Consider the following 23,841-nt stretch of genomic DNA (forward strand, 5'->3'; position numbering starts at 1 on the left):
GTTTGCTATCCAAGTTGTCATCTACATCGCATGTTCTCTGTGTAATGGGTCCATCTTTATTCAACGACACTGCTGCCCTGCCCTGGGCAGCAGCCGTGCATGATCAGAAACCAACGGTGGCCGAAATCAAGTAGGTTCTCGGAGTGGCGAGCGTCAAGCCAGGCTCACTGTCATCCGAAGCCCCCGCCGAACTCCAATAGCGCTTGTCCATGACGTTCTCGACATTGGCCCGCAGGGTGATGGTCTTCTGATCGACCTTGAAGGCGTAACGTGCGCCGACATCGAAACGCTCGGAGGAATCGATTTCCTTGGTGTTGGCTTGATCCAGGTACTGGGAACTGGTGTAGATGCCCCGCCCGGTCAGGGTCAGACCTTGAACCGCCGGCACGTCCCATTCGGCACCCAGGTTCACGTTGTACTCAGGTGTCGCCGGGGCACTGTTGCCGTCAAAGGCGCCACCGGTTGTATTTTTCAGCTCGCTATCGATATACATCACACCGCCCAACAGGCGGAAGCCTTTGAGCGGTTCGCCGAACATGGTCAACTCGACGCCATTGTTTTCGCGCTTGCCATTGGGCCCGAACACGCGAGAAGCGGCGTTGGTTTCGTAAGCAGGCTGCTTGATGCGGAACACGCTGCCGGTGAAGGCAAAGGAGCCCAGGTCATACTTGGCACCGACTTCGACCTGGCGACTGACGAAGGGCGGAAAGATCTCGTCTTCATTGATCGATGTCGAAGGCGCAATCTTGCCTTGACTCAAGCCTTCCATGTAGTTGGCGTACACCGACAGCTCGTCGGTCACCTTGTACAGAATGCCGCCCGACGGTGAGATTTTTTCCTCGTCGTACGCGGTGTCGCCTTTGACATTGTTGGTCCAGTCATCAACCTTGACTCGCTGCCAACGCGCTCCCAAGGTCAGCAGCAGACGGTCATCGAAGAATCCCAGTGTGTCGGACAGCGCCAGACCGCTGAAGCGGTTTTCGGTGTAAACCTTGTCATCCCTGCGTGTCGGGTTGGCCGGTGTCGGGGTATCGATGGGGTTGAACAGGTTGCTCGGGGACGCCGCGTAACGCGCACCACCGTTTTCGAAGTCCATGTAGAAATAACTGGCGGCCAGATTGACCTCGTGGCTGACCGGACCGGTATTGAACCAGTTGCGGACACCGGCGGACGCAGTGCGTACGTTCTCATCACGCGTGAAGTCACGAGGCTGCACGCTGAAATCACCCGCATTGTTGGTGATCGAGACCGCATGGCGCAGGAAGTCATGATCACTCTTGCGGGCACCTACGCCGCCGTAGACCATCACCGAATCGCTGACGTCGTATTCGGCGTTGACCGTACCAAAGGTGTCCTCAGTGCGTGCCTTGCTCCAGGATTGCGCATAGTTGTCACGCACATCGTTGGGGTTGGGCACTTTGGCATTCGGACCAATTTGCACTCGTTCCTGTGGTGCGTCAGTGTTGCGTTCGGTGTGGCCGATATCGGTCGAAAGACGCAGGCGCTCACCCCGGAAGTCCAGACCCAGGACGGCCATTTCGCGGTCGACGCTCTGATGGTCCCAAGTGGTATCGCCGGACTGCTTGACGCCGTTGAAACGAATACCGAACTTGTCTTCGTCGCCGAACCGGCGGCCGATGTCTACCGCGCCGCCCACCTGGCTGTCGGAGGCATAGCTGCCGGTGAATTCAGTGATCGGTTTGTCGGTCGCGCGCTTGGGCACCACGTTGATGCCACCCCCGACACTGCCACGCGGAGAGATGCCGTTAACCAGCTGGCTCGGGCCTTTGAGGATGTCCACCCGCTCGGCCATTTCCATATCGATCGTGTAGGTCGGCAGAATGCCGTACAGGCCGTTATAGGAAACATCGCTGTTGAACAGGCTCAAGCCACGGATGGTGAACTGCTCGTAGCGTCCGCCAGCCGGGTTGGTCGCGCGCACCGACGGATCGCTGGCAATCAGGTCGCCCAGCGTGCGGGCCTGCTGATTCTTCACTGCCTCCTGGGTGTAGGTGGTCATGCTGAACGGGGTGTCCATGAAGTCCCGCGAGCCGAGCATCCCCTGCGAGCCACGACGTGCAACCTGACCACCGGCGTAAGCCTGACCGTCGGTCGTGCCGCCCGCGCCGAGAATCGAGGTGGGTGCCAGTTCCAGGCTGCCACTGCTGGGTGCTGGGATCAGCGTGTAAGCCTGTTCGCCCACCGGCACCAGTTGCAGACCGGAACCTTGCAGCAGACGGGCAAAACCCTCCTCGACGGCGAAGTCGCCAGACAGGCCGGCACTGTTACGTCCGTTTACCAGCGCGGGGTCAACCGACAGATTCACGCCCGCCAGGCCTGCAAAGCGTGTGAGTGCGGCGCTCAGGCTACCAGCAGGCACTTCGTAGGCACGGCGTCCCGACGTTTCTGCCCAACTGTTGGAGATGAACAGCGGGCTGGCGCTGAGTGTCAGCAGAAGACTGACGTGCAAAAGCGGACGTAAACGGAAAGGAGGCACTGCGGACATGTAGGGAAGCTCTCGTAGTTTTTTGTTCACTTACCTGCAATGACAAGTGAGCCGAAAAAAAGGGACAGGCTTCACGCAGTATTTTTTGTAGAGCGACTTTTTCGAGGCACCACCGTGACCCAATAGCGGGTGCGCATCTGCACATCCACCGGCAGACTGGCTGCCAGCAGCGAGAGGACCCGGTCAGTGTTGTCGAGCCGGAAGCTTCCCGTGACACGCAGCGTTTCAAGCTCGGGCTCCCAGCGCAGCAGGCCAGGCCTGTATCGCCCCAGTTCGCGAAGGAAATGGCCCAATGTCTGGTTCTGCGCAGTCAGCACACCGTCTCGCCAGCCGGGCGACATCGCATCGAAGACGCTGATCGGGCCTGCCCCGCCGCGTTGCAGACTCAGTTGCTGTTGAGCGTGCAGGTCCAGGTCCGGCCCTTGCAGAGGCTGCACCCGCACAGTGCCACTGACCACCGACACCCGACACTGCGCCGCATCAAGACGCATGCAGACTTCGCTACGGGCGACAATGACCCGGCCATAGGGACCTTCAAGGGTCAGCGGCGCACTGCCCGGTACTTTCAGGGAAATCTCGCCACGCAGCAGCGTCACTTGCCGCGTGGTCAGGTCGACGTTCACAGCGCTGTCGGTGTTCAACTGCAAGGTGCTGCCATCGGCGAGAGACAGCCGTTTGTGTTCGCCAATGGAGGTTTGCAGGTCGGCACGCCAGACATCCAGCGGCAGTTGGCGCCCCAGCAACCATACGGCGGGCACCAGCGTGGCGACACCGAGCGCCCTTTTGAGGGCTGCGCGGCGGGCCTTGTCGGGGCGATCGAGGGTGGCCATCGCCAGATTGGCGGGCAAGCCGAAAAAACGCTGGCGCAGCTGTTGCGCCTTTTGCCAGGCGCGTTCATGACTGCAGGAACTGTCACGCCAGAGTTGCAGCTTGACGTGATCTTCGTCACTGGCACCGCCGGATTCTAGCAAAGCCAACCATTGCGCAGCCCTGCGCGCGACTTCGCGTTCCTCGCTGGACGGGGCCGAACGGATCACCAGTCCACCAGCAGGCAGTGTTCGTAGGCTTGGGCCATGTAGCGTTTGACGGTGCGCTCGGAAACCTGCAAACGTTCGGCAATTTCGCGGTAGCCAAGCCCCTCGAGCTGGCTCAAGAGAAAGGCCCTGCGCACCACGGCGGACAGCCCATCGAGTAACTCGTCCAGCGCTTGCAGGGTTTCCAGCAACAGCCATCGCTGCTCAGGCGACGGCGCACTGTCTTCCGGCAGATGTGACAGCGCTTCGAGGTAGGCCTGCTCCAGACTGCGACGTGTATAGAAGTTGCTGAGCAGGCGTTTGCCTACGGTCATCAGATAGGCGCGAGGCTCTTGCATGTCAGCGATCTGCTGTGAACTGGACAACACGCGCAGAAAGGTATCCTGGCTCAGGTCCGCAGCATCCCAGGCATTGCCCATCCGTCGCCGCAACCAGCTTTCCAGCCAGCCATAATGGTCGCGGTACAGGGAATGTAGAGAGTGGTCCGTTGACGTCGCTGCTTCGATCATGTCGAGAGGCCTTGCGCTATGGATGTGTCAAATGAGACTCATTCTAATTAGTGTTATATCCCGAGTCCATGTCCTTTTTCCATAAACACCCCGTCGCAGCGGAGTCAAAAGGGTCCAAACGGCCCTCAACGACCCGGTTTGCAACGGCTGCGCCGCAGATGGAATCTTGACAGATTCCTGTGGATCAGGGCCTGCCGTGACCCAGACGCACCACGACCAAGCCGTCGCTTGCTACGTTTCCCACTGATCGACACGGCTCTGCAAGCGATGAACCCACGCCCGGTTTCTCCCGAGTGATCGCGGGGCATTCCTTGAAGCAGAGGGATCAGCAACCCCCTTCCTCGCAGCCGCATACCCGTCGTGCGCAATGGAAATAACGCTTAGTCGCTCTAAATCGTCATCTTTCGCAGGCAGCTTAGTTGGAGAAATAAAAAACTTAGTTGTGTGACCGCGCCGCGTTACTCGCGTCTTAGATACGTCAGTAGTTCTCGAATCATGGATGACAAAGATGACGCCAACCTTACTTCCGCAAATCGGCAGGGCCATCGCCAGCATCGGCAATGGCAACTTTTCAAGCATGTTCCACGCGCTGATCAACTCCCAGCTCGCCGTGGATGCCACCCACCTCTACCTGCTGCCCAGGCCTTGGCAGTCGCCACAGAGCGGCGTGTCGACCGTGTTCAACGAAACCGTCACCTCGCCCCGCGCCGCCCAGCGTTTCACGGACTCGATACAGTTGAATCCGTTACAGGAGTCGCTCAACTACTCCTGCAAGATCACTGCATTTCGAGGCCGGCCTTCCCACGACTTTTCCGTGAGCGAACGCCGTCGTCTGGAAGACATTTCACCGTTGTTGTTTTCGATTCTGGAAAAGCACGTCGATGCCCTCCAAACAGCGACCCTGGAAGCCGAATCGAAAAAGCCCGAAGGCCTGGAAGATCGTTTCCACGAGCGGCTGCGTGAAACCGGGTTGATGCTGTCCGAACGCGAGCTGCAAATCTGCTTGGGGCTACTGGCCGGACAGACCGCCGTGGAACAGGCTGAACGCCTGTCGCTCAAGGTCAGCACGGTGAGTAGCTATCAGCGCCGTGCGGCGGTCAAGCTGGGGATCAGCGGACGCAATTCGTTGATGCGCTGGATGTACGCCTCGCCCGAGCACCTTGCTGCGGGCGAAAGCGCCTTGTAACCGTAACCGTTGCGTTAATCGCGTGCCAGCGCCTCGATGGGGTCCAGCCTTGCGGCATTGCGGGCTGGCACGAAACCGAACAGCACACCGATCAGGGTGGAACAGGCGAACGCGGTCACCACCGAGGCCATCGAAAAGACCATTTCCCACTGTTTGACGAACAGCGTGAACAGGTAGCCGATGGCGTATGACAGGCCAATGCCAATCACGCCGCCGATCAGACAGACCATGACCGCTTCCACCAAAAATTGCTGACGGATGTCCGACTGCCGGGCACCCACAGCCATACGAATGCCGATCTCCCTTGTGCGTTCGGTGACCGACACCAGCATGATGTTCATTACGCCGATGCCGCCCACCACCAGGGAAATGACAGCGATCAGCGATAACAGCAAGGTCAGCGAACGGCTGGTTTTTTGGACCGTCTGCATGACGCTGTCCAGGTTATTGGTGAAAAAGTCTTTCGTGCCGTGGCGCTGCAGCATCAAGCTCTTGATCTGCTCTTCGGCCAACTTGCTGGGCATTCCGTCCTTGACCCGGACGCTGATGCTGTCCAGATGACGCTGGCCCAGCACCCTTCCTGCCGCGGTTTCGTAGGGCATCCAGATATTGAGCGTGTTACCGGCAATGAACATGTTTTTGTGATCGCTGGTGACGCCAATCACTGTGCAGGGCAGCTTGCCGATCAGAATGACTTTGCCGAGGGGATTGACGCCAGGCCCGAACAGGCGCTCGGCGGCGTTGTGATCCAGCACCACCACTTGCGCCTGACGACGTGCATCCTGGTCGCTGAACGTGATCCCAGCCGCCAATTGAATATTGCGCACCTGGAAATAACGGCTGCTGACGCCGTTGAGCTGCGCATCGACGTCGATGTTGCGGTAACGGATCAGCATGCTGCGGCCGACCACCGGGGTGGCGCTGTCGATGTAATACAGCTGGTTGAGCGCCGTGGCATCAGATGGCAACAGCGTTTCGATGGACTTGGCCCGGCTGTCGCCAAAATTGCTGCCGGCGTAGATGTCGATGGTATTGCTGCCGATCGACTGGATGTCCTTGAGCACGTAACGCTTGGCGCCTTCGCCAATGGCCGAGATCGACACCACCGAGGTGATGCCGATAATGATCCCGAGCATGGTCAGCAACGTGCGCATGCGGTGCGAGATCAGCGCAATCCAGGCCATGTTGAAGGCTTCTCGGAATAATCCGAAGCTGGCAATCCACCTTCGTCGTCGCCTGGTGGACGCGTTTACCGCAGTAGCCGGCTGTGTCGCGGGCTGTATGTGGGGACGCGTACGTGTGTCGTTGATGATTTCACCATCGCTGACTTCGATGATGCGCTCGGCATTGGCCGCCACCTTGGGGTCGTGGGTCACCAGAATGACCGTATGACCCATCGCATGCAGTTCCAGCAGGGTGCGCATGACCTCCTTGCCACTGGTGGTGTCCAGCGCGCCGGTAGGTTCGTCGGCCAGAATCACCTCCCCGCCGTTCATCAAGGCCCGGGCGATACTCACCCGCTGCTGCTGCCCACCCGACATCTGACTCGGCCGGTGTCCCAGATGGCCGCCCAGTCCCAGACGTGTCAGCAGTTCCTGAGCACGCAGATGACGCTGGGCCTGTGAGGTGCCTGCATACACAGCCGGAATCTCGGTGTTGCGTACGGCGTCCAGGTGCGGCAACAAGTGATAACGCTGGAAAATGAAGCCGAAATGGTCGCGGCGCAGCGCGGCCAGTGCGTCGTCGTCCAGATCCCGTGTTGGCTGCCCGGCGACGCGATAAATCCCGCTGCTGGCGTTGTCCAGACAGCCGAGAATGTTCATCAGCGTGGACTTGCCGGATCCGGAAGCACCGATGATCGCCACCAGCTCGCCCGCATGGATCGCCAGATTGATCTGTTTGAGGACCTTGACCTCGCGATCCCCGGCCATGAAACTGCGGCTCACGTTTTCCAGTTGCAACAACGGGCGGTCCGTTTCAATCGGGGTTGCGCGCAGGTCAGCGGCGTCTACCTTCTGATTCATGTTAGGCCTCTGCCACAGCCGCTGTCGGATCGCCGATCACTACTTGGTCCCCTTCAACGAGCCCGTCCTTGATCTCCACCTGCACGTTGTTGTTGATGCCGGTCTGCACCTTGCGCTCTTGGGCAAAGCCTTTGGCGTCCACCACGCGCACGACAGCGGTGCCCTCGACAGTACGAGGCCCCAGGGCCGCCACCGGCACCGTGATGGCGTTATGGGCGGTGCCCAAGACGATCCGCACCTGGGCAGTCATGGCGATGCGAAGGCGCTGATCAAGGTTCGGAACTTCGAACAGTGCGTTGTAAAACACGGCCGAATTCTGCCTGGAAGCCGAACTGCCGCTTTCGGTTTCAAGGTAATCCTGCGGCGCAGGCTCGGTGCCACGAAGCTTGGCGTAATAGCGTTTGTCTTCCCCCAGAATCGTGAAATAGACCTCCTGGCCCGGCGTGATGTGAATCACGTCCGCTTCGGAGACTTGGGCCTTGATGGTCATGGTGTCCAGATCGGCCAGCTTCAACAACACCGGCGCCAGTTGTTGGGCGATCACGGTCTGGCCTTCCTGCGTCACGATACCGACCACGTCGCCGTCAATGGGCGCAATGATCCGCGTGTAGCCCAGATTGACTTTGGCCGTGTCTATCTGCACCTGAGCGCTTTTTATATCGGCATCCAGTGCACGCACATTCGCCTGCTGCATTTCGTAGTCGGACTCGGCACTTTCATAGTCCTGGCGAGATACCGACTGATCGGTCTGTAATTGCTTGTAGCGGTCGTAAAGCCGCTTGGCCTGTTTCATCCGGGCCTGGGCGGACGCACGTTGGGCCTTGAGTTTTTCCTCGTCCACCTCGGCTTGACGCAAGGTATTGCGCAGCACCAGTGGATCGATTTCGGCCAGCCACTGGCCTTTTTTGACCTTGTCGCCGAGTTTGACCTTGAGCGATTTCAACTGGCCAGACACTTGAGCGCCGACGTCCACTTGCTTGATGCCTTCCAGAGCGCCCGTGGCGAGCACCGCATCCTCGATGTCACCGCGTTCGGCCCTGGCCGTGATGTACGCGGGTGGTTTGGCCGGGGCTTCCACGGCGTAGAGCACAGCGCCCGCCGCCAGTACCAGGGCGCTGATTAATCCAGCCTTGCGTAGTTTCGACATATTCATAAATGCCTGCTGATCCTTGGATCGCGCCCACTGATCGGGGCGGCGATTGATTTTCCGTTTATCCATGTACTTGCCCCGGAGCAGGCGCCTGCCTGCCACGGGGTTCATCATTCAGGGATTCATGAGAGCGTTTCCCTGACGGCAATCGGCTGCTGGTCGTACCACCAGGCTGCGAGACTGTAGACGTTCGGCGTCTTGAGGATGCTGAAGTGATCACCGGGACCGTTCCAAAGCGTGAGTTGGGGCAACAGGTGTTGCCAGCCCTGCGTCATCTCGGTCTGCTCGTTTTGGTTGGCTTCTTCGTCCAGGCCGGGGTCGGTCAACAGCACCAGACTGGCAGGTCCGGTGTAATGCTCAACTGGCCGGTACAGGGTGCGAAGCGCGCTGGAGAACGTGCGAACGATCCCGTTCAACGCGTGCGGTGCCACCCGTGGCGAGAGCAGACCGACCCGTATCATCGCTTCGCGAAGCTGATGCAACTGGGCCGTGTGATCGGCATCGGCGAAGGCCTGCGACCCCAGCCCCAGGTCCTTGCCGCTGGACAGCTGCAGCGCATTGATCAGCCGCTGTACCGCCGCCGTGGCGGTATAGGGCTTGCCGCACATTCCCATACCGCTTGGCGCTTCACTGTCGATCAGGGTCAGCGACACCACCTCGCGACCTTGCGCCTGAAGCCTGCTTGCGATGGCATGCGCCACCCAGCCGCCAAACGAATGCCCCACCAGATGCAGCGGCCCCTGCGGATACACGTGCTGGATTTCGGCTGCATAGCACTGCGCCGCCGCTTCGACACGACTATGGGGGACGGAGCGACCCTCCAGCCCCCTAGCCTGCAAGCCATAGATCGGCCAGTCCGGACCAAGCGCCTCGGCCAGACCGATGAAGCTGGTGACACTGTCGCCCGCACCCGGTACGCAGAACAGCGGCGCCCTCGCACTGTGTCCGCTCTGGATCGCCAACAGCGGCTGATAGACCGGCATCGGCTGAGCCGCACTCACCGGCGCAATCAACGCCCTGTCAATTGCCTGGCCGAGCCCACGAACATGAGGCGCTTGCATCATGCTCATGTGATCGCCAGGCACACTGATGCAGTGCAGTTGCCATGTCGGCACAACCGCCGCCCAGCCATGACTGTCATCTCGCGATGATCCAGAACGGTCAGTCGCATCGATTGGCGCGTTATGCGCCTGCTCGGCACGGAACAGATGCACCGGCAAGTTAATCGACTCCAGCCGGTAATGGGCCAATGCGTGACCGTGGGCCAGTTCGCGCTCAAGGTAGTGACGCAATTGCTCGTCGCTCGCCTCGGCCAGCTCCGGGTACAGCAACTTCTCGTCCCTACACACTTGCAAAAGGGCCTCGAATGCCGGCTTGTCAGCCTGTTCCTGCAAGGCTTCCAGTCGCATCAGCGGCGTGATGCCCGCCTGCCCCTTCGCCTGCCAGTACGCCGAACAGTGGGCGAGCAACTCGCGTTCCACCAGATTCGGCCCCTGCCAGCGAGCCTTTCCTTGATCGGTCAGGTGCGGCACGTAGCTGTCCAGCAGCCCCAGGAAAGACACGGTTTCGTCCATGCCCATCAGCTGCGTGGCCGCTTCATAGGCCAGCACCCCGCCGAACGACCAACCCGCCAATCGATAAGGCCCCTGCGGTTGTACCGCCCGAATCCGGTCGATCAATCGGGTGGCCAGACCTTCCAGCGTATTGAGTTGCGGCTGGCCCAAACCAATACCGGGCAGACCGTAAATAGCAAAATCGCCTTCCAGGTGCTGACCCAGTACCGGGAAGTAGGCGTCCAGGCCCGTGAAGTCATGGATCAGGAACAGCGGTGCTTCGCTATCGCCGTCGCGCACCGTAATCACGTCCTGCATCGGGTCCGTTTTGCCCGAACGCTGTTCAAGCAAACCTGCCAGCGACGCAATACTCGGGTGCTGGAACAGCTCGGCGAGACTCAGCGTCAGGCCGGACTTCTGAATCAGGCTGACCAGCCGAATGGCCAGCAACGAATGACCTCCCAGCTCGAAGAAACTGTCGTGACGACCCACCCGCTCCACTTCCAGCACACTGGCCCAGAGTTCGGCCAGATGCTCCTCCAGCGCCGTCTGCGGAGCCTGATAGCTGCTCGTTGCCAGCGCGTCCATGTTCGGCAAAGGCAACGCCTTGCGGTCCACCTTGCCGTTCTGGGTCAGCGGCAGCGCATCCAGCACCACGTAGGCCGCAGGCACCATGTATTCCGGCAGCCGACCGATCAGATACGCTCGCAGGCTTGACGCGTCGAGCGATGCGTCGCGCCGGGTGAACCAGGCCACAAGCCGCAATCCACCTTCTTCCAGGTGTTGCGCCATGACCACGGCTTCAGCGACGCCTGGGCACAGAGCGAGCTGCTGCTCGATTTCGCCCAGCTCGATACGAACCCCGCGAATCTTCACCTGATCGTCATTGCGCCCCAGATACTCCAGCGTGCCATCGGCCAGCCAGCGAACCAGGTCGCCCGAGCGGTACATCCGTGCATCCGGCGCGTCGCTGAAGGGGTCGTTCAGAAAGCGTTCGGCAGTCATCTCTGGACGGTTCAGATACCCGCGAGCGACACCGTTGCCACCAATATACAGCTCACCAGGCACCCCTAACGGTACGGGCTGGCATCGCGCATCCAGCACGTAAAGCCGTGCATGGGAAACCGGTTTGCCGATATGCAGAACCTCGCCTGGCGTCATCCGGCCAGAGCTGGCGACCACCGTGGTTTCCGTAGGGCCATAGTTGTTGATCACCGCAAAACCCGGATCACGCTGGAAATGGCGCAGACGATCACCGCCGATCAGCAGCGTACGCAGGGTCGGGTGCCGAAGCTCGCGGCTGAAAGCGTATTCGGCCACCGGCGTGGGCAGGAAAGCCACTTCCAGCGGTTGAGCCAGCCACCAGTCCAGCAAGGCATCCAGTTGCTCGTTGCCGATGTCGGCTGGCGGTAAATGCAGCGTCGCCCCGGCGCAGAGCGCAGGCCAGACTTCCCAGGCCATTGCGTCGAAGCCAAAGCCGGCGACGCTGGCGGTGTGACTGCCCGCGTGCAGATCGAACGCCTGACAGTGCCAGTCCACCAGGTTATTGAGGGTGCGATGCTCCACCATCACACCTTTAGGCAGGCCGGTGGAACCTGAGGTGTAGATCACGTACGCCAGATGGGCCGTCGTCAATGCGCCGATCTGTGGGTTGCCCGTACGCGTCGCCCACTCTGCTCGGTCCAGGGCAATGACAGGCACGGTTAGATCCGGCAGACGCCCTGCCAGATCGGCCTGAGTCAGTACCGCGACCGGCGCGCTGTCTTGCAGCAGATAGCCGATGCGTTCGTCGGGGTGCGCCGGATCGATGGGCACATAACCGGCACCGGCCTTGAGCACGGCCAGCAGACCGACCAGCGTATCCAGCCCGCGCCGGGCCATGACCGCAATGCGGTCGTCAGGGCGCACGCCCAGCCCGATCAAGTGATGGGCCAGCGCGTTGGCCTGGCGATTCAGTTCGTCGTAGCTCAAACGCTGGTCACCGACCTGCGCCGCCACGGCATGGGGAGCGACGATTGCCTGCTGCTCAATGCGTTGATGGATCGTCAGCGTGCTCTCGGGCTCGCTGCGTCCGGCGTTGAAGGTGTCCAGCAGCTCGATGCGTTCAGTCGCAGGCAAGAGATCGAGCGTCTCCACAGACAACTGCGGCGTTTGTGCCAAAGCCTGAGTCAGACGCTCCACTGCCTGAACCATGTAGGCACAGATACGCCGCGCATCGATGCCTGTCGACGTGAGTGCGGTGAGGTCGAAACCCTCGCCCAGATCGTCCACGCTCAGGGTCAGGGGATAATTGCTGCGCTCTTGGGCAGCGAGCAATTCAATGCCCTGCCACGCCTCGCTGGCCACCGCGCCGGCGTCATGAGGCGCTGCGCTGTGGCGATAATTGAGCAGCGCGCTGAACAACGGCGCACCGGCGGGAAGCGCACTGCAACGTTGCGCAAGGGCCAGCGGCGCATGCTCATGCGCCAACAAGCCACTGAGACGACGATGGGCCTGTTGAACGGCATCCCGCACCGACCGCCCGACCAGATCGATACGCAGCGGCAAGGTGTTGATGAACACCCCCAGCGTGCGCTCGACCCCTTCACCGCCTTGCAGTCGACCGAGCAGAACGGTGCCGAACACCACCTGATCCCGACCGGACAATTGCCCCAGTACGTGCGCCCAGGCCAGATGCATGAGGCTGGCAGCACTGACGCCGAGCTGGCGTGCCTGATCGCGGACCTGACGACTCAGATCGGTGCCAAGTGTTTGCCTGGCTTCGCCGGGGACTTCTGCTCCCGGCAACCAGCCCTGCCCGTACGGCAACGTCGGTTCGTCAAGATCACTCAACTGCTCGCGGAAAAACGCTTCGTGGGTCTGCTCACCCTGCTCCTGCATGGTATGGGCAATGTAATTGCGATACGGAACGGGCGCGGGGAGATCCGCTTCCTGATCCAGCAACATGGCCTGCAATTCGTGACTCAACAGCTCCAGCGCCATGTGGTCCATGATCAGGTGATGGAACAGCAGCACGGCGACAATGCGCCCATTGGCCGGATCATCAGCATGGACCAGACGCAACAGCGGCGCCTGCTCCAGACCAAGCGGTGCAGCATCCGTCAGCGCATCCAGCGCCACTTCGATGACCGGCAGCGTTGCCTCGCGCCACACCACCTGCACCGGCGTTTCCAGCCCTTCCCAACACATTGAGGTGCGCAGCACATCATTACGGGCGATCACCCGCTGCAAAGCCGCGCAGAATGCGTCCATGCGTGAGCGGTCGGCGAAAGCAAACCGGGCCTGCAACTGATAGGGATCGTCGCCGCCAGCGGACAGGTGATGAAAGAAAATACCGGCCTGTAACGGACCCAGCGGGTAAATGTCCTGCACGTTGCTTACGCCACCGGGCACACGGGCCACAATCAGGTCGATGTCGGCCTGATCCAGCGCCACCAACGGCAGCAGGTCCGGCGTGATCCGCACACACTTCGCCTCGATCAGGTTGGCCGGTATCTGCGTTTGCCGAGTACTGCCGATCGTCTCCGCCAATGCAGCCAGCGTCGGTTGCGCGAACAGGGTGCGGATGTCGGTATCGAGCCCCTGACGACGCATCTGCGCAATCAGGTTGACGGCCAGCAGCGAATGCCCGCCCAGTTCGAAGAAGTGGTCGTGGCGCCCCACTCGCTCCACCTGCAGCAGCCCGCTCCAGATCTCGGCCAGTGCCATTTCCACCGCCCCTTGAGGTGCTTCGTAGTCGCGGCCGGGCAATGCTTCGCGATCAGGCACCGGCAACGCACGACGATCGACCTTGCCGTTGGCCGTCAAAGGCCACGCATCAAGGCGAACGTAGGCACTGGGCACCATGTAGCCCGGCAGCACCGCCAACAACGCGGCGCGCAGCTCGGAAACCGGTGTCGGCAACGAGGCGTCACGTTCGATGAAGTACGCCGCCAGCCGCGGCTGGCCCGGCTCGTCTTCACGGGCCAGCACCAAGGCTTCTTCAATACCCGGCAACTGACTCAACTGCGCTTCGATTTCACCCAGTTCGATGCGCACACCGCGAATCTTCACCTGATCGTCGTTACGCCCCAGGTATTCAAGGGTGCCATCGGCGTTCCAGCGGGCCAGGTCGCCGGTGCGGTACATCCGTGCGTCTGCCTGGCTGCTGAACGGGTCGCGCAGGAAGCGCTCGGCGGTCAGGGCCGGCTGGTTCAGGTAACCCCGCGCCACGCTGTCACCGGCCACGTACAACTCGCCTGCCACGCCCAGCGGCACCAGTTGCTGACGTTCGTCGAGCAGGTACACGCGGGTGTTGGCAATCGGTTTGCCAATATCCAAGGCACCATCGGGCAGCAGACGGCCCGAGGTGGCGACCACGGTGGCCTCGGTCGGGCCATAGTTGTTGATGACCGCAAAGCCGGGGTCACGGTGGAACTGACGCAGGCGGTCACCGCCGATCAGCAGCGTGCGCAGGGTCGGATGACGCAGGTCACGGCTGAACGCATATTCGGCCACCGGTGTAGGCAGGAACGCCACCTGCAATGGTTGGGCGATCCACCAGTCCAGCAGCGCATCGAGCTGTTCATTGCCGATCTCCGCAGGTGGCAGGTGCAGGGTCGCCCCGGCACACAGCGCAGGCCAGATTTCCCAGGCCATCGCGTCGAAACCAAAGCCTGCGACGCTGGCGGTGTGGCTGCCAGCGTGCAGGTCGAATGCCTGGCAATGCCATTCGATCAGGTTATTGAGGGTCCGGTGTTCGACCATCACGCCTTTCGGCTGGCCGGTGGAGCCGGAGGTGTAGATTACGTAGGCCAAATGCGCGGAAGTCAGCCCCGCGACCTGCGGGTTGTCCTGACGCTCAGGCCACTGCGGCCGGTCGAAGGCAATGACCGGCACCGACAGCTCGGGCACCCGGCTCAGCAATGCCTGCTGGGTCAGCACCACTTTGGGCGCGCTGTCGGTCAACAGATAATTAATGCGCTCATCAGGGTGCGACGGGTCCACCGGCACGTATCCCGCGCCGGCCTTGAGCACGGCCAGCATGGCGACCAGCGTGTCCAGGCCGCGACGGGCCATGACCGCAACGCGGTCGTCCATGCGTACGCCCAGGCTGATCAGATGATGAGCCAGGGCGTTGGCGCGGTGATTAAGCTCGCCGTAGGTCAGGCTACGGTCATCCACCTGAGCCGCCACACGCTCAGGCTCGCTGGTTGCGCGCGTTTCAATGAGCGCATGCACGGTTTGCTCGAAACAGACCTCCAGCGCCGTGTCGTTAAGCGTTTCCAGCAAGTGCAGCCGCTCCTGTTCGGCCACCAGTGCGACCCGGTCAAGCGGCGTCTGCTCGTGGTTAACCAGCGCTTCAAGGGTCCTCACGAAATAGCCGAGATACCGCTGCACGGTCGCCGCGTCGAACAGCGCCGTCGCGTAATCCAGCGTACCGATCAGGGTTTCGCCCTGCTCGCTCAGGTTCAGCGAAAGGTCGAATTTGGACACCTGACTGACCTGTTCCACAGGTGCCACGACAAGCCCGTTCAGTGGCACCGCCGTGTGTTGACCGGGCATCCAGTTCAAGGTGGTCTGGAACAGGGGCGCGTGCGCCAGACTGCGAGCAGGACGCACGATTTCTACCACCTGCTCGAAAGGCAGGTCTTGATGATCCTGCGCCTCAAGCACGCGCGCCTTGACCTGTGCCAACAAAGCCTGACCACTCGGGCTGCCCGAGGTGTCGATACGCACGGCCAGGGTGTTGACGAACAGACCGACAAGGTCTTCCAGTTCGGTACGCCCGCGTCCTGCGACCGGGCTGCCGATCACCACTTCAGCCTGACCGGACAGACGCGTGAGCGTTGTCGCCCAGGCGGCCATCAGCGCCATGTACAGCGTGACGCCCTGACGGTGCGCCAGCGTGCGCAGAGCTTCGGTCAATCTTGCATCCAGTTGCAACGCAAGGCTGGCACCCGCAAAGTCCTGCTGTGCCGGACGGGGGCGGTCAGTGGGCACGGTGAGCAGCGTGGGCGCGCCGTCCAGCACCTGACGCCAGTAGGCAGACTGGTGTTGCAGACGCTCGCCCGTTAGCCAGCGGCGTTGCCAGACCGCGTAATCGGCGTACTGGATCGCCAAGGGCGGCAACGGATCGCGCTGCCCTGCACAGAATGCCGGGTACAGCGCGAGCAATTCCTGAGTGAGCACGCCCATCGACCAGCCGTCGGCGACGATGTGGTGTACGGTCAGCAGCAGTACATGATGATTGTCGGCCATGCGCAACACATGAACGCGGATCAGCGGTCCATGCGCCAGATCGAATGGCACAATCGCCTCGGCCCGCAGGCGCGCACCCAGTGATGCGGGAGCATGGCTCAGGTCTTCGACGAGCAGCATGGCATCGGCGCAGGTGGGTACGAAGAACACCTGAGCGCTGTCGTCAGTGGCCACGAACCGGCTGCGAAGGGTTTCGTGGCGTTCGATGATACGTGCCAGAGCACGTGTCAGGGCAGTCACATCCAGCGCCCCCTCAAGGCTCAGCGCCATCGGGATGTTATAGGCCTCGTTGCCGCCGTCCATCTGCGCCAGGAACCACAGGCGCTGTTGGGCAAAAGACAATGGCATCGGCTGGTCGCGCTTCACTGGCAGGATCGACGGCAGTTCACTGCGGGCTACGCCGCAAAGGGCTGCCGCGACAGCCGCCAGCTCACCGAGCGCAAACAGTTCCCCCAGGGGCAACTCAACGCCCAGTTGCTGGCGAACCTGAGACACCATGCGCATGGCCAGCAGCGAGTGCCCGCCCAGATCGAAGAAGTGGTCGTGACGGCCAACGCGCTCCACCTGCAGCACGTCGGCCCAGATAGCCGCCAGCGCGACTTCGAACTCGCCCTGCGGTGCTTCGTAACTGAGGCCGAACAGCGCCGAGCGCTCAGGCTTGGGCAGTGCTCGACGATCCAGCTTGCCATTGGCCGTGAGCGGCAGTGTCTTCAGTTCGATAAAAGCCGTTGGCACCATGTAATCCGGCAGGCTGGCCTGCAAGTGCGCACGCATCTGCTCGGGCGCAAGCAGTGCGCCCTCTTCGTGGCTGGTGTAATACGCCACGAGCCGCACATTGCCCGGCTCGTCTTCACGCGCCAGCACTACCGTTTCCCCGATTCCCGGCAACTGGTGCAGGCAACTGACGATTTCACCCAATTCGATACGGAAACCGCGAATCTTCACCTGATCGTCGTTGCGTCCCAGGCATTCCAGCTGACCATCATCCAGCCAGCGCGCCAGGTCGCCGGTGCGGTACATGATGGCGTGCGGTGCATCGCTGAACGGGTCGACGAGAAATTTCTCTACGGTCAGGTCCGGGCGATTCAGATACCCCAGCGCCACGCCATCGCCGCCAATGTAGAGCTCGCCGGTCACACCCTTGGGCACCAGACGCTGGTGAGCGTCCAGCACATAGATACGGGTATTGCCGATGGGCCGGCCAATCGGCACGGTCTCGGCATCTTCAGACAGCGCATGCACTTCACAGACGGTGGCAAAGGTGGTGGTTTCGGTCGGGCCATAGGCGTTGAACAGGCGTACGCCCGGCGCATGTGCCAGCAACGTCCGATAGCTGACCGGGTCGGCGCGCTCGCCACCGGACATTAGCAGCCTGAGGCCTTGCAGGGCCGCAGGGATCTGCTGCGCATATTGGTTGAACAGCGCCGTGGTGATGAACAGGACGCTGATTTGGGCATCGACCAGCAAGGCACTGAAACGGGTCGGATCGACCAGGGTTTCATGATTCACCACGCACAATTGTGCGCCATTGAGCAGTGCGCCCCACACTTCCAGCGTGCTGGCATCGAACGCCGGGTTGGAGGCAAATGCCACGCGGTCCTGACTGCTGAAGTCGGCGTAGCCGTTGTTCAACACCAAGCGCGCAATGCCGCGATGAGGCACACGAACGCCTTTCGGCGCACCGGTTGAGCCGGAGGTGTACATGACGTAAGCCGCAGTATCCGAGCCTGGCGAGCGTTCGGGGTTGTGGGCCGGTGCATCGTTCAATGCCAGCAAGTCCAGATCGACCCGCGGAGTCGCTGCGTTGATTGCCGTCCGTGACTGGGTCAATACATAAACGGCCTTGCAGTCATCCAGCATGTAGCTCTGGCGCTCGGCCGGTGCGTGGATATCCAGCGGCACGAACGTCGCGGCGCATTTGCAGACGGCCAACTGAGCGACAAGCAATTCCAGCGAGCGTGGCAGAACGATTGCCACATGGTCATTCGGCGCGACCCCTTGCCCGATCAGGTAATGAGCCAGCCGATTGGCCTGTTCATTGAGCTCGCCATACGTGATTGAACGCTGCTCATGCACCGCCGCCAGGGTGTCAGGATGACGGGCAGCGCGGTGTTCAAACAGGCGATGCACCGGCTCTTCGCGCGGATATTCGCGACGTGTGTCGTTGAACGCTGTCAGCAGTTGTGTGCGCTCGGACGCAGGCAAAATAGCCAGTTGCGTCATGTCCCTGTCCGGTTGCTGCTCAAGCGCCTGGATCAGGTGCATCAACGTTTCATGCAGGTAATCGCAGATCCGCTGCGGCTCGATCCCCGACGCCGCCTGCGCCGTGAAGCTGAAGCCTTCGCCAAGGTCGTCGACGCTCAGGGTCAGTGGATAATTGCTGCGCTCTTCGGCATTCAGCACCTCAATGCCCTGCCACGCCAGCGCTGCGGCCTCGTCGACCGCTTTGTGCGATGCACTGTGGCGGTAGTTGAGCAGCGTATTGAACAGCGGCGCGCCGGCAGGCAACGCGCTGCAACGTTGAGCCAGCGCCAGCTGCGCATGCTCATGGACAAGCAGCCCGGTGAGCCTGCGGTGAGTGTCCAGCACGGCATCGCGTACCGGCTGGCTGCCCAGATCGATGCGCAGCGGCAAGGTGTTAATGAACACACCCAATGCCCGTTCCACGCCTTCGGTGCCATGCAGACGGCCCAGCAACACCGTACCGAACACCACACTTTCGCGTCCCGACAGATGCCTGAGTACCTGGGCCCAGGCCAGGTGCATCAGGCTGGCGGCGCTGACACCCAGCAAGCGGGCCTGATCGCGGACCTTGTGGGACAGGGCGTCGTCCAGCACAAGCCGGGCCTCATGAGGAAGATCTTCCTGAGACACGAAGGCCATGCCATACGGCAACGTGGGCTCGTCGATGTCACCCAACTGCTCGCGGAAAAACGCTTCATGGGCTTCATCGTCAGGCCCTTGCAGCACTTGAGCGATGTAATTGCGGTACGGCACGGGCGCGGCAAGCTGCGCCTCTTGATCCAGCAGGATGCTTTGCAATTCCTGACCCAGGACGTCGAGCGCCACATGGTCCATGACGACGTGGTGGAAACGCAGTGCGGCAGCGATCACCCCGGTGGCTGGGTCTTCGGCGTGTACCAGATGCAGCAGCGGTGCCTGCGTCAGGTCCATGTGCGGCGCGCTGTCCAGTTCCGGCAGGGTGACCTCGTCCACTCGCAGGGCTGCTTTGCGCCAGACCACCTGCACAGGTGCCTGCAAGCCCTCCCAGCACAGCGCAGTGCGCAGGATGTCGTTGCGCTCGATTACGCGCTGCAACGCATGGCTGAACGCATCCAGCCGGGTCTGATCGGCAAAGGCGAATCGTGGTTGCAACAGGTATGGATCGCTTTCGCCCGCCGCCAGGTGATGGTACAGAATACCCGCCTGCAAAGGCCCGACCGGGTAGATGTCCTGCACATTGGCTGCACCGCCAGGCACATGGGCGACGATTCGGTTGATCGCGTCCTGGTCCAGTGCCACCAATGGCAAAAGGTCAGGAGTGATGTGGCGGCAATCCGCGTCAATCAGATTCGCAGGTACATTCAATTCGTGGTTGTCACCCACGGCGCTGGCCAGCGCAGCCAGCGTGGGCTGTGCGAACAGCACGCGTATATCGGCGCTCATTCCCATCTTGCGCATGCGGGCGATCAGGGTGACGGCGAGCAGCGAGTGCCCGCCCAGCTCGAAGAAATGGTCCTGACGCCCTACCCTGGCCACGTTCAGCAACTCGGCCCAGAGTTCGGCCAGACGCGCTTCGGTTTCGCACAAGGGCGCTTCGTAGTGACGGCTCAGCACTGCGCTGGCGTCAGGCTCCGGCAACGCGGCTCGGTCCAGTTTGCCGTTGAGGCTGAGGGGCAATGCAGGCAGCGCGACGTAGGCCGTCGGCACCATGTAATCCGGCAACTGTGCCAGTACGTGGGCGCGCAATACCTCGATGCCGGGGGCGGAATGGCCCTCGCGGCAGCTGAACCACGCAACCAGTCGTTCGCCATGCAGCAAAACGGCAACTTCACGCAGCGAAGGATGCGCCGCCAGGCGTGCTTCGATCTCGCCCAGTTCGATACGCAGGCCATGCAGCTTGACCTGAAAGTCATTGCGCCCGAGAAATTCCAGCTGGCCGTCGGTGCGCAGACGCACCAGATCGCCACTACGGTACAGACGGTCGCCGGACACAAACGGGCTGTCGATGAAGCGTTCGGCCTGCATCTGTGGCAGGTTCAAGTAACCACGCGCGACGCCTGCGCCGCCAATGTGCAATTGGCCCACCACGCCTTGCGGGACGGGCTGGTCATGGTCATCCAGTACATACAGACGCGTGTTGCTGATAGCACGGCCGATGGGCAACGTCGAAACCGGCACAGCATCATTTGGTTCAAGGGTCCACACGCTGCAATCCACTGTCGCTTCGGTCGGGCCATAGACGTTGTGCAAGCGTGCCGTCGGCAGACGCTCACGGACCTGCGCCGCCAGCGCGGAGGTCAATTCGCCGCCGCCGCAGACGATGTCGGTCAGGCTGACGCACAGCGCGCTTTCGTCAAGGGCAAGGAACTGTTGCAGCAGAGCGGGCACGAACTGCACCACGCTGATCTGACGGTCCTGAATTTCCTGGGCCAGGTAGGCCGGATCACGCTGGCCATCGGGCCGTGCAAGCACCAGGCGAAGGCCTGCACACAGGGGCCAGAACAACTCCCATACGGATGCATCAAAGCTGACCGGCGTTTTGTGCAGCAGCGCACCGTTGGCGACCGGTGGACACAACTGTGAACCCCACTGCACCAGATTGCACAGCCCGCGATGCTCGACCATCACCCCTTTGGGTGTGCCGGTCGAGCCCGAGGTGTAGATCACATATGCCAGATTGTCAGCGTTCAGCCCTTCAATGACCGGGGCGTCGGTGGGTTGCGTACTCCAGGTACAGGTATCCAGGTCCACCTTCGGCAATGGGCTGTCGGCGAAGCGTTCACGTGTACCGGCATCGACCAGCAGTGTCAGCGCGCCGCTGTCAGTGAGCATGTAGGCCAGACGATCCATCGGGTAGCCCGGATCCAGCGGCACGTAGGCACCGCCGGCCTTGAGCACGGCGAGCAGACCGATGACCAGTTGCGGGCCACGCGCCAGGCAGACCGCAACCCGGCTTTCGGTCCGTACGCCCTGCTCGATCAGGTGATGTGCCAGGCGATTGGCTGCCTCGTTGAGCGTGCGATAGCTCAGGCGGACGCCTTCGGATTCCAGCGCAATGGCGTCCGGGTGTCTGGACACTTGAGCGTCGAACAGCGCCTGCAACGGTTGGTCAAGCATGAACGCCTGTTCGTTGGCATTGAAGTCCACCAGCAGGAATTGCCGCTCCGAAGCATCCAGTAACCCCGCTTTGGCGGGCACGGCATGGTCGTTGCCAATCAGGGTCCACAGCAGTTGCTCCAGATACCCGACGTAACGCACCACCGTTGCCTCATCGAAAAGGGCGGTGGCGTAATCCACGACCCCGCCAAAGCCTTCGGCGGTTTCGCCCACGCTCAACGTCAGGTCGAACTTGGCGAATGTCGGTTGATCGGACAGCGGCTCCAGATGCAGGTCGCCCAGTTGCAGTCCCAGACCCTGACTGCCATCCCAGGCCAGCGATGCCTGAAACAAAGGACTGTGGGCCAGACTGCGCGGCGGTCGAAGACGCTCCACCACTTGCTCGAACGGCAGGTCCTGATGCTCTTGTGCCGCTATCACCTGCGACTTGACGTGGGCCAGCAGCGTACTGACGTCCGGTTCACCGGAGGTGTCGATGCGCACGGCAAGGGTATTGACGAACAGGCCGATCAAGGCCTCGACTTCGCTGCGGCGACGGTTGGCCACTGGCATGCCGATCACGACCTCGGCCTGCCCGGACAACCGCGCCAGCAGCACGGACCAGGCGCCCATGAACAGCATGAAGGGCGTGACGGCGTGTTGCTGGCAGAACGTTTTGAGGTCATCGGCCAGGCGCGGGTCCAGACGCACCGGCACACTGGCGCCGGAATAATCCTGACGTACCGGACGAGCCCGGTCCGTGGGCAGGGTCAGTAACACTGGGGCACCGGAGAGCGCCTGATGCCAGTAATCGCTCTGGTGGCTCAGGCGTTCGCTGTCCAGCCATTCGCGTTGCCATATCGCGTAATCGGCGTACTGCAGGGCCAATGGCGGCAGTGGATCGTCCAGCCCCTGGTTGAAGGCCTGGTACAGCGCAGTGAGTTCACGGGTGAAGACACCCAGCGACCAGCCGTCAGCGACGATGTGGTGCAGAGTCAGCAACAGCACGTGACGGTCGTCCGCCAAGCACACCAGACGGCCACGGATCGGCAGGTCTTCCAGCAGATTGAACGGTTGCGCAGCTTCTTCGCGAACCACACGCTGCAACGCGTACTCATCGTGACCGCGCAAGTCCTGCCAGAGCAGATCAGGGGCGACGGAGGATGACGCAGCCTGCACGCGTGCTTCGCCCTCGTGTTGAATGAAGCGGCTGCGCAGGCTGTCGTGCCGCGCGACGATACGCTCCAGCGCACTTTTCAAGGCGTCCGTGTTCAGTTGCCCGGTCAGTTGCAGGCCCAAAGGAATGTTGTAGGCGCTGTTGGCGTCCTCCATCTGTGCCAGGAACCAGAGCCGTTGCTGGGCAAAGGACAACGGAACGGGACCGTCTTGCGCCACAGCCTTGATGGCGGGCAGTTCGCTTTGCACCGTGTCGCCCAGGCAGCGCGCCACCGCCGCCAGTGCGCTGTCGGCAAACAGGTCACCCAGCGCCAGCTCCAGCGACAGACGCTGACGCACCTGAGACACCATGCGCATGGCCAGCAGTGAGTGGCCGCCCAGTTCGAAGAAGCGATCCTGACGCCCTACCCGTTCGACCTGCAGCAATTCGCTCCAGATGGCTGCCAATGCAATTTCCAGTTCACCTTGAGGGGCCTGATATTCGCCTGTGTTCAGCGCGTCACGGTCCGGCGTCGGCAAGGCGCGACGGTCGACTTTGCCGTTTGGCGTCAATGGCCATGCGTCAAGGCGTACCAGTGCGCTGGGCACCATATAACCCGGCAAGACCGCCAGCAACGCAGCACGCAAATCGCTTACGTTCAGGGGGGTAGCACCCGGCTGTTCGGTGAAGTAACCCACCAGCCGTGGCTGGCCTGGCTCGTCTTCACGGGCCAGCACCAAGGCTTCTTCAATGCCCGGCAACTGACTCAACTGCGCTTCGATTTCACCCAGTTCGATGCGCACACCGCGAATCTTCACCTGATCGTCGTTACGCCCCAGGTACTCAAGGGTGCCATCGGCGTTCCAGCGGGCCAGGTCGCCGGTGCGGTACATCCGTGCGTCGGCCTGGCTGCTGAACGGGTCGCGCAGGAAGCGCTCGGCGGTCAGGGCCGGCTGATTCAGGTAACCCCGCGCCACGCTGTCACCGGCCACGTACAGCTCGCCTGCAACGCCCAGCGGCACCAGTTGCTGACGTTCATCGAGCAGGTACACGCGGGTGTTGGCAATCGGTTTGCCAATATCCAAGGCACCATCGGGCAGCAGACGGCCCGAGGTGGCGACCACGGTGGCCTCGGTCGGGCCGTAGTTGTTGATGACCGCAAAG

General features: G+C 61.8%; 7 protein-coding genes. 1 reads left to right on the plus strand and 6 read right to left on the minus strand.

Going from position 1 to position 23,841, the window contains the following annotated elements:
- Positions 1-103 precede the first annotated feature (103 nt).
- The 3 genes from ALP40_RS18035 to ALP40_RS18045 all read right to left on the minus strand — a co-directional run bounded on the left by ALP40_RS18035 (position 104) and on the right by ALP40_RS18045 (position 4,049).
- The gene (locus ALP40_RS18035) at positions 104-2,506 is read right to left on the minus strand and encodes a TonB-dependent receptor (RefSeq protein ID WP_122209563.1); all 2,403 of its coding nucleotides are present in this window, start codon (positions 2,504-2,506) and stop codon (positions 104-106) included.
- Positions 2,507-2,577: 71 nt separating this feature from the next.
- Positions 2,578-3,543, minus strand: coding sequence for a FecR domain-containing protein (locus tag ALP40_RS18040; RefSeq protein ID WP_122209564.1), 966 nt, complete (start codon positions 3,541-3,543; stop codon positions 2,578-2,580).
- Positions 3,540-4,049 (minus strand): sigma-70 family RNA polymerase sigma factor, encoded by a 510-nt coding sequence (locus ALP40_RS18045; RefSeq protein WP_122209565.1) that lies wholly within the window; start codon positions 4,047-4,049, stop codon positions 3,540-3,542. Before ALP40_RS18045 ends, ALP40_RS18040 begins: the two co-directional genes overlap by 4 nt.
- A 508-nt stretch (positions 4,050-4,557) precedes the next feature.
- On the opposite strand from ALP40_RS18045, the gene ALP40_RS18050 reads away from it, so the two are divergent.
- On the plus strand, positions 4,558-5,235 hold the full coding sequence (locus tag ALP40_RS18050) for a LuxR family transcriptional regulator (protein WP_122209566.1): 678 nt from the start codon (positions 4,558-4,560) through the stop codon (positions 5,233-5,235).
- A 14-nt stretch (positions 5,236-5,249) separates the two neighbouring features.
- Here ALP40_RS18050 and ALP40_RS18055 read toward each other — a convergent pair whose 3' ends face one another.
- From ALP40_RS18055 to ALP40_RS18065, 3 genes are all read right to left on the minus strand, one after another.
- Positions 5,250-7,259, minus strand: a complete 2,010-nt coding sequence (locus ALP40_RS18055; RefSeq protein ID WP_122209567.1) for a MacB family efflux pump subunit — start codon at positions 7,257-7,259, stop codon at positions 5,250-5,252.
- A gap of 1 nt (position 7,260) precedes the next feature.
- Complete coding sequence (gene macA, locus ALP40_RS18060) at positions 7,261-8,412, minus strand: macrolide transporter subunit MacA (RefSeq protein ID WP_122209570.1); 1,152 nt, start codon at positions 8,410-8,412, stop codon at positions 7,261-7,263.
- A gap of 119 nt (positions 8,413-8,531) precedes the next feature.
- Positions 8,532-23,841 (minus strand): non-ribosomal peptide synthetase (locus ALP40_RS18065; protein WP_147478342.1); only part of this gene is annotated, 15,310 nt, incomplete at its 5' end.

It is taken from the genome of Pseudomonas viridiflava, from assembly GCF_003702045.1.
GTDB lineage: Bacteria > Pseudomonadota > Gammaproteobacteria > Pseudomonadales > Pseudomonadaceae > Aquipseudomonas > Aquipseudomonas viridiflava_C.

Bases quoted from the DNA above. Each gene is read 5' to 3' on its own strand.
- ALP40_RS18035 (WP_122209563.1), bottom strand. From the start codon at position 2,506: ATGTCCGCAGTGCCTCCTTTCCGTTTACGTCCGCTTTTGCACGTCAGT.
- ALP40_RS18045 (WP_122209565.1), bottom strand. From the start codon at position 4,049: ATGATCGAAGCAGCGACGTCAACGGACCACTCTCTACATTCCCTGTAC.
- ALP40_RS18050 (WP_122209566.1), top strand. From the start codon at position 4,558: ATGACGCCAACCTTACTTCCGCAAATCGGCAGGGCCATCGCCAGCATC.
- ALP40_RS18055 (WP_122209567.1), bottom strand. From the start codon at position 7,259: ATGAATCAGAAGGTAGACGCCGCTGACCTGCGCGCAACCCCGATTGAA.
- macA (WP_122209570.1), bottom strand. From the start codon at position 8,412: ATGAATATGTCGAAACTACGCAAGGCTGGATTAATCAGCGCCCTGGTA.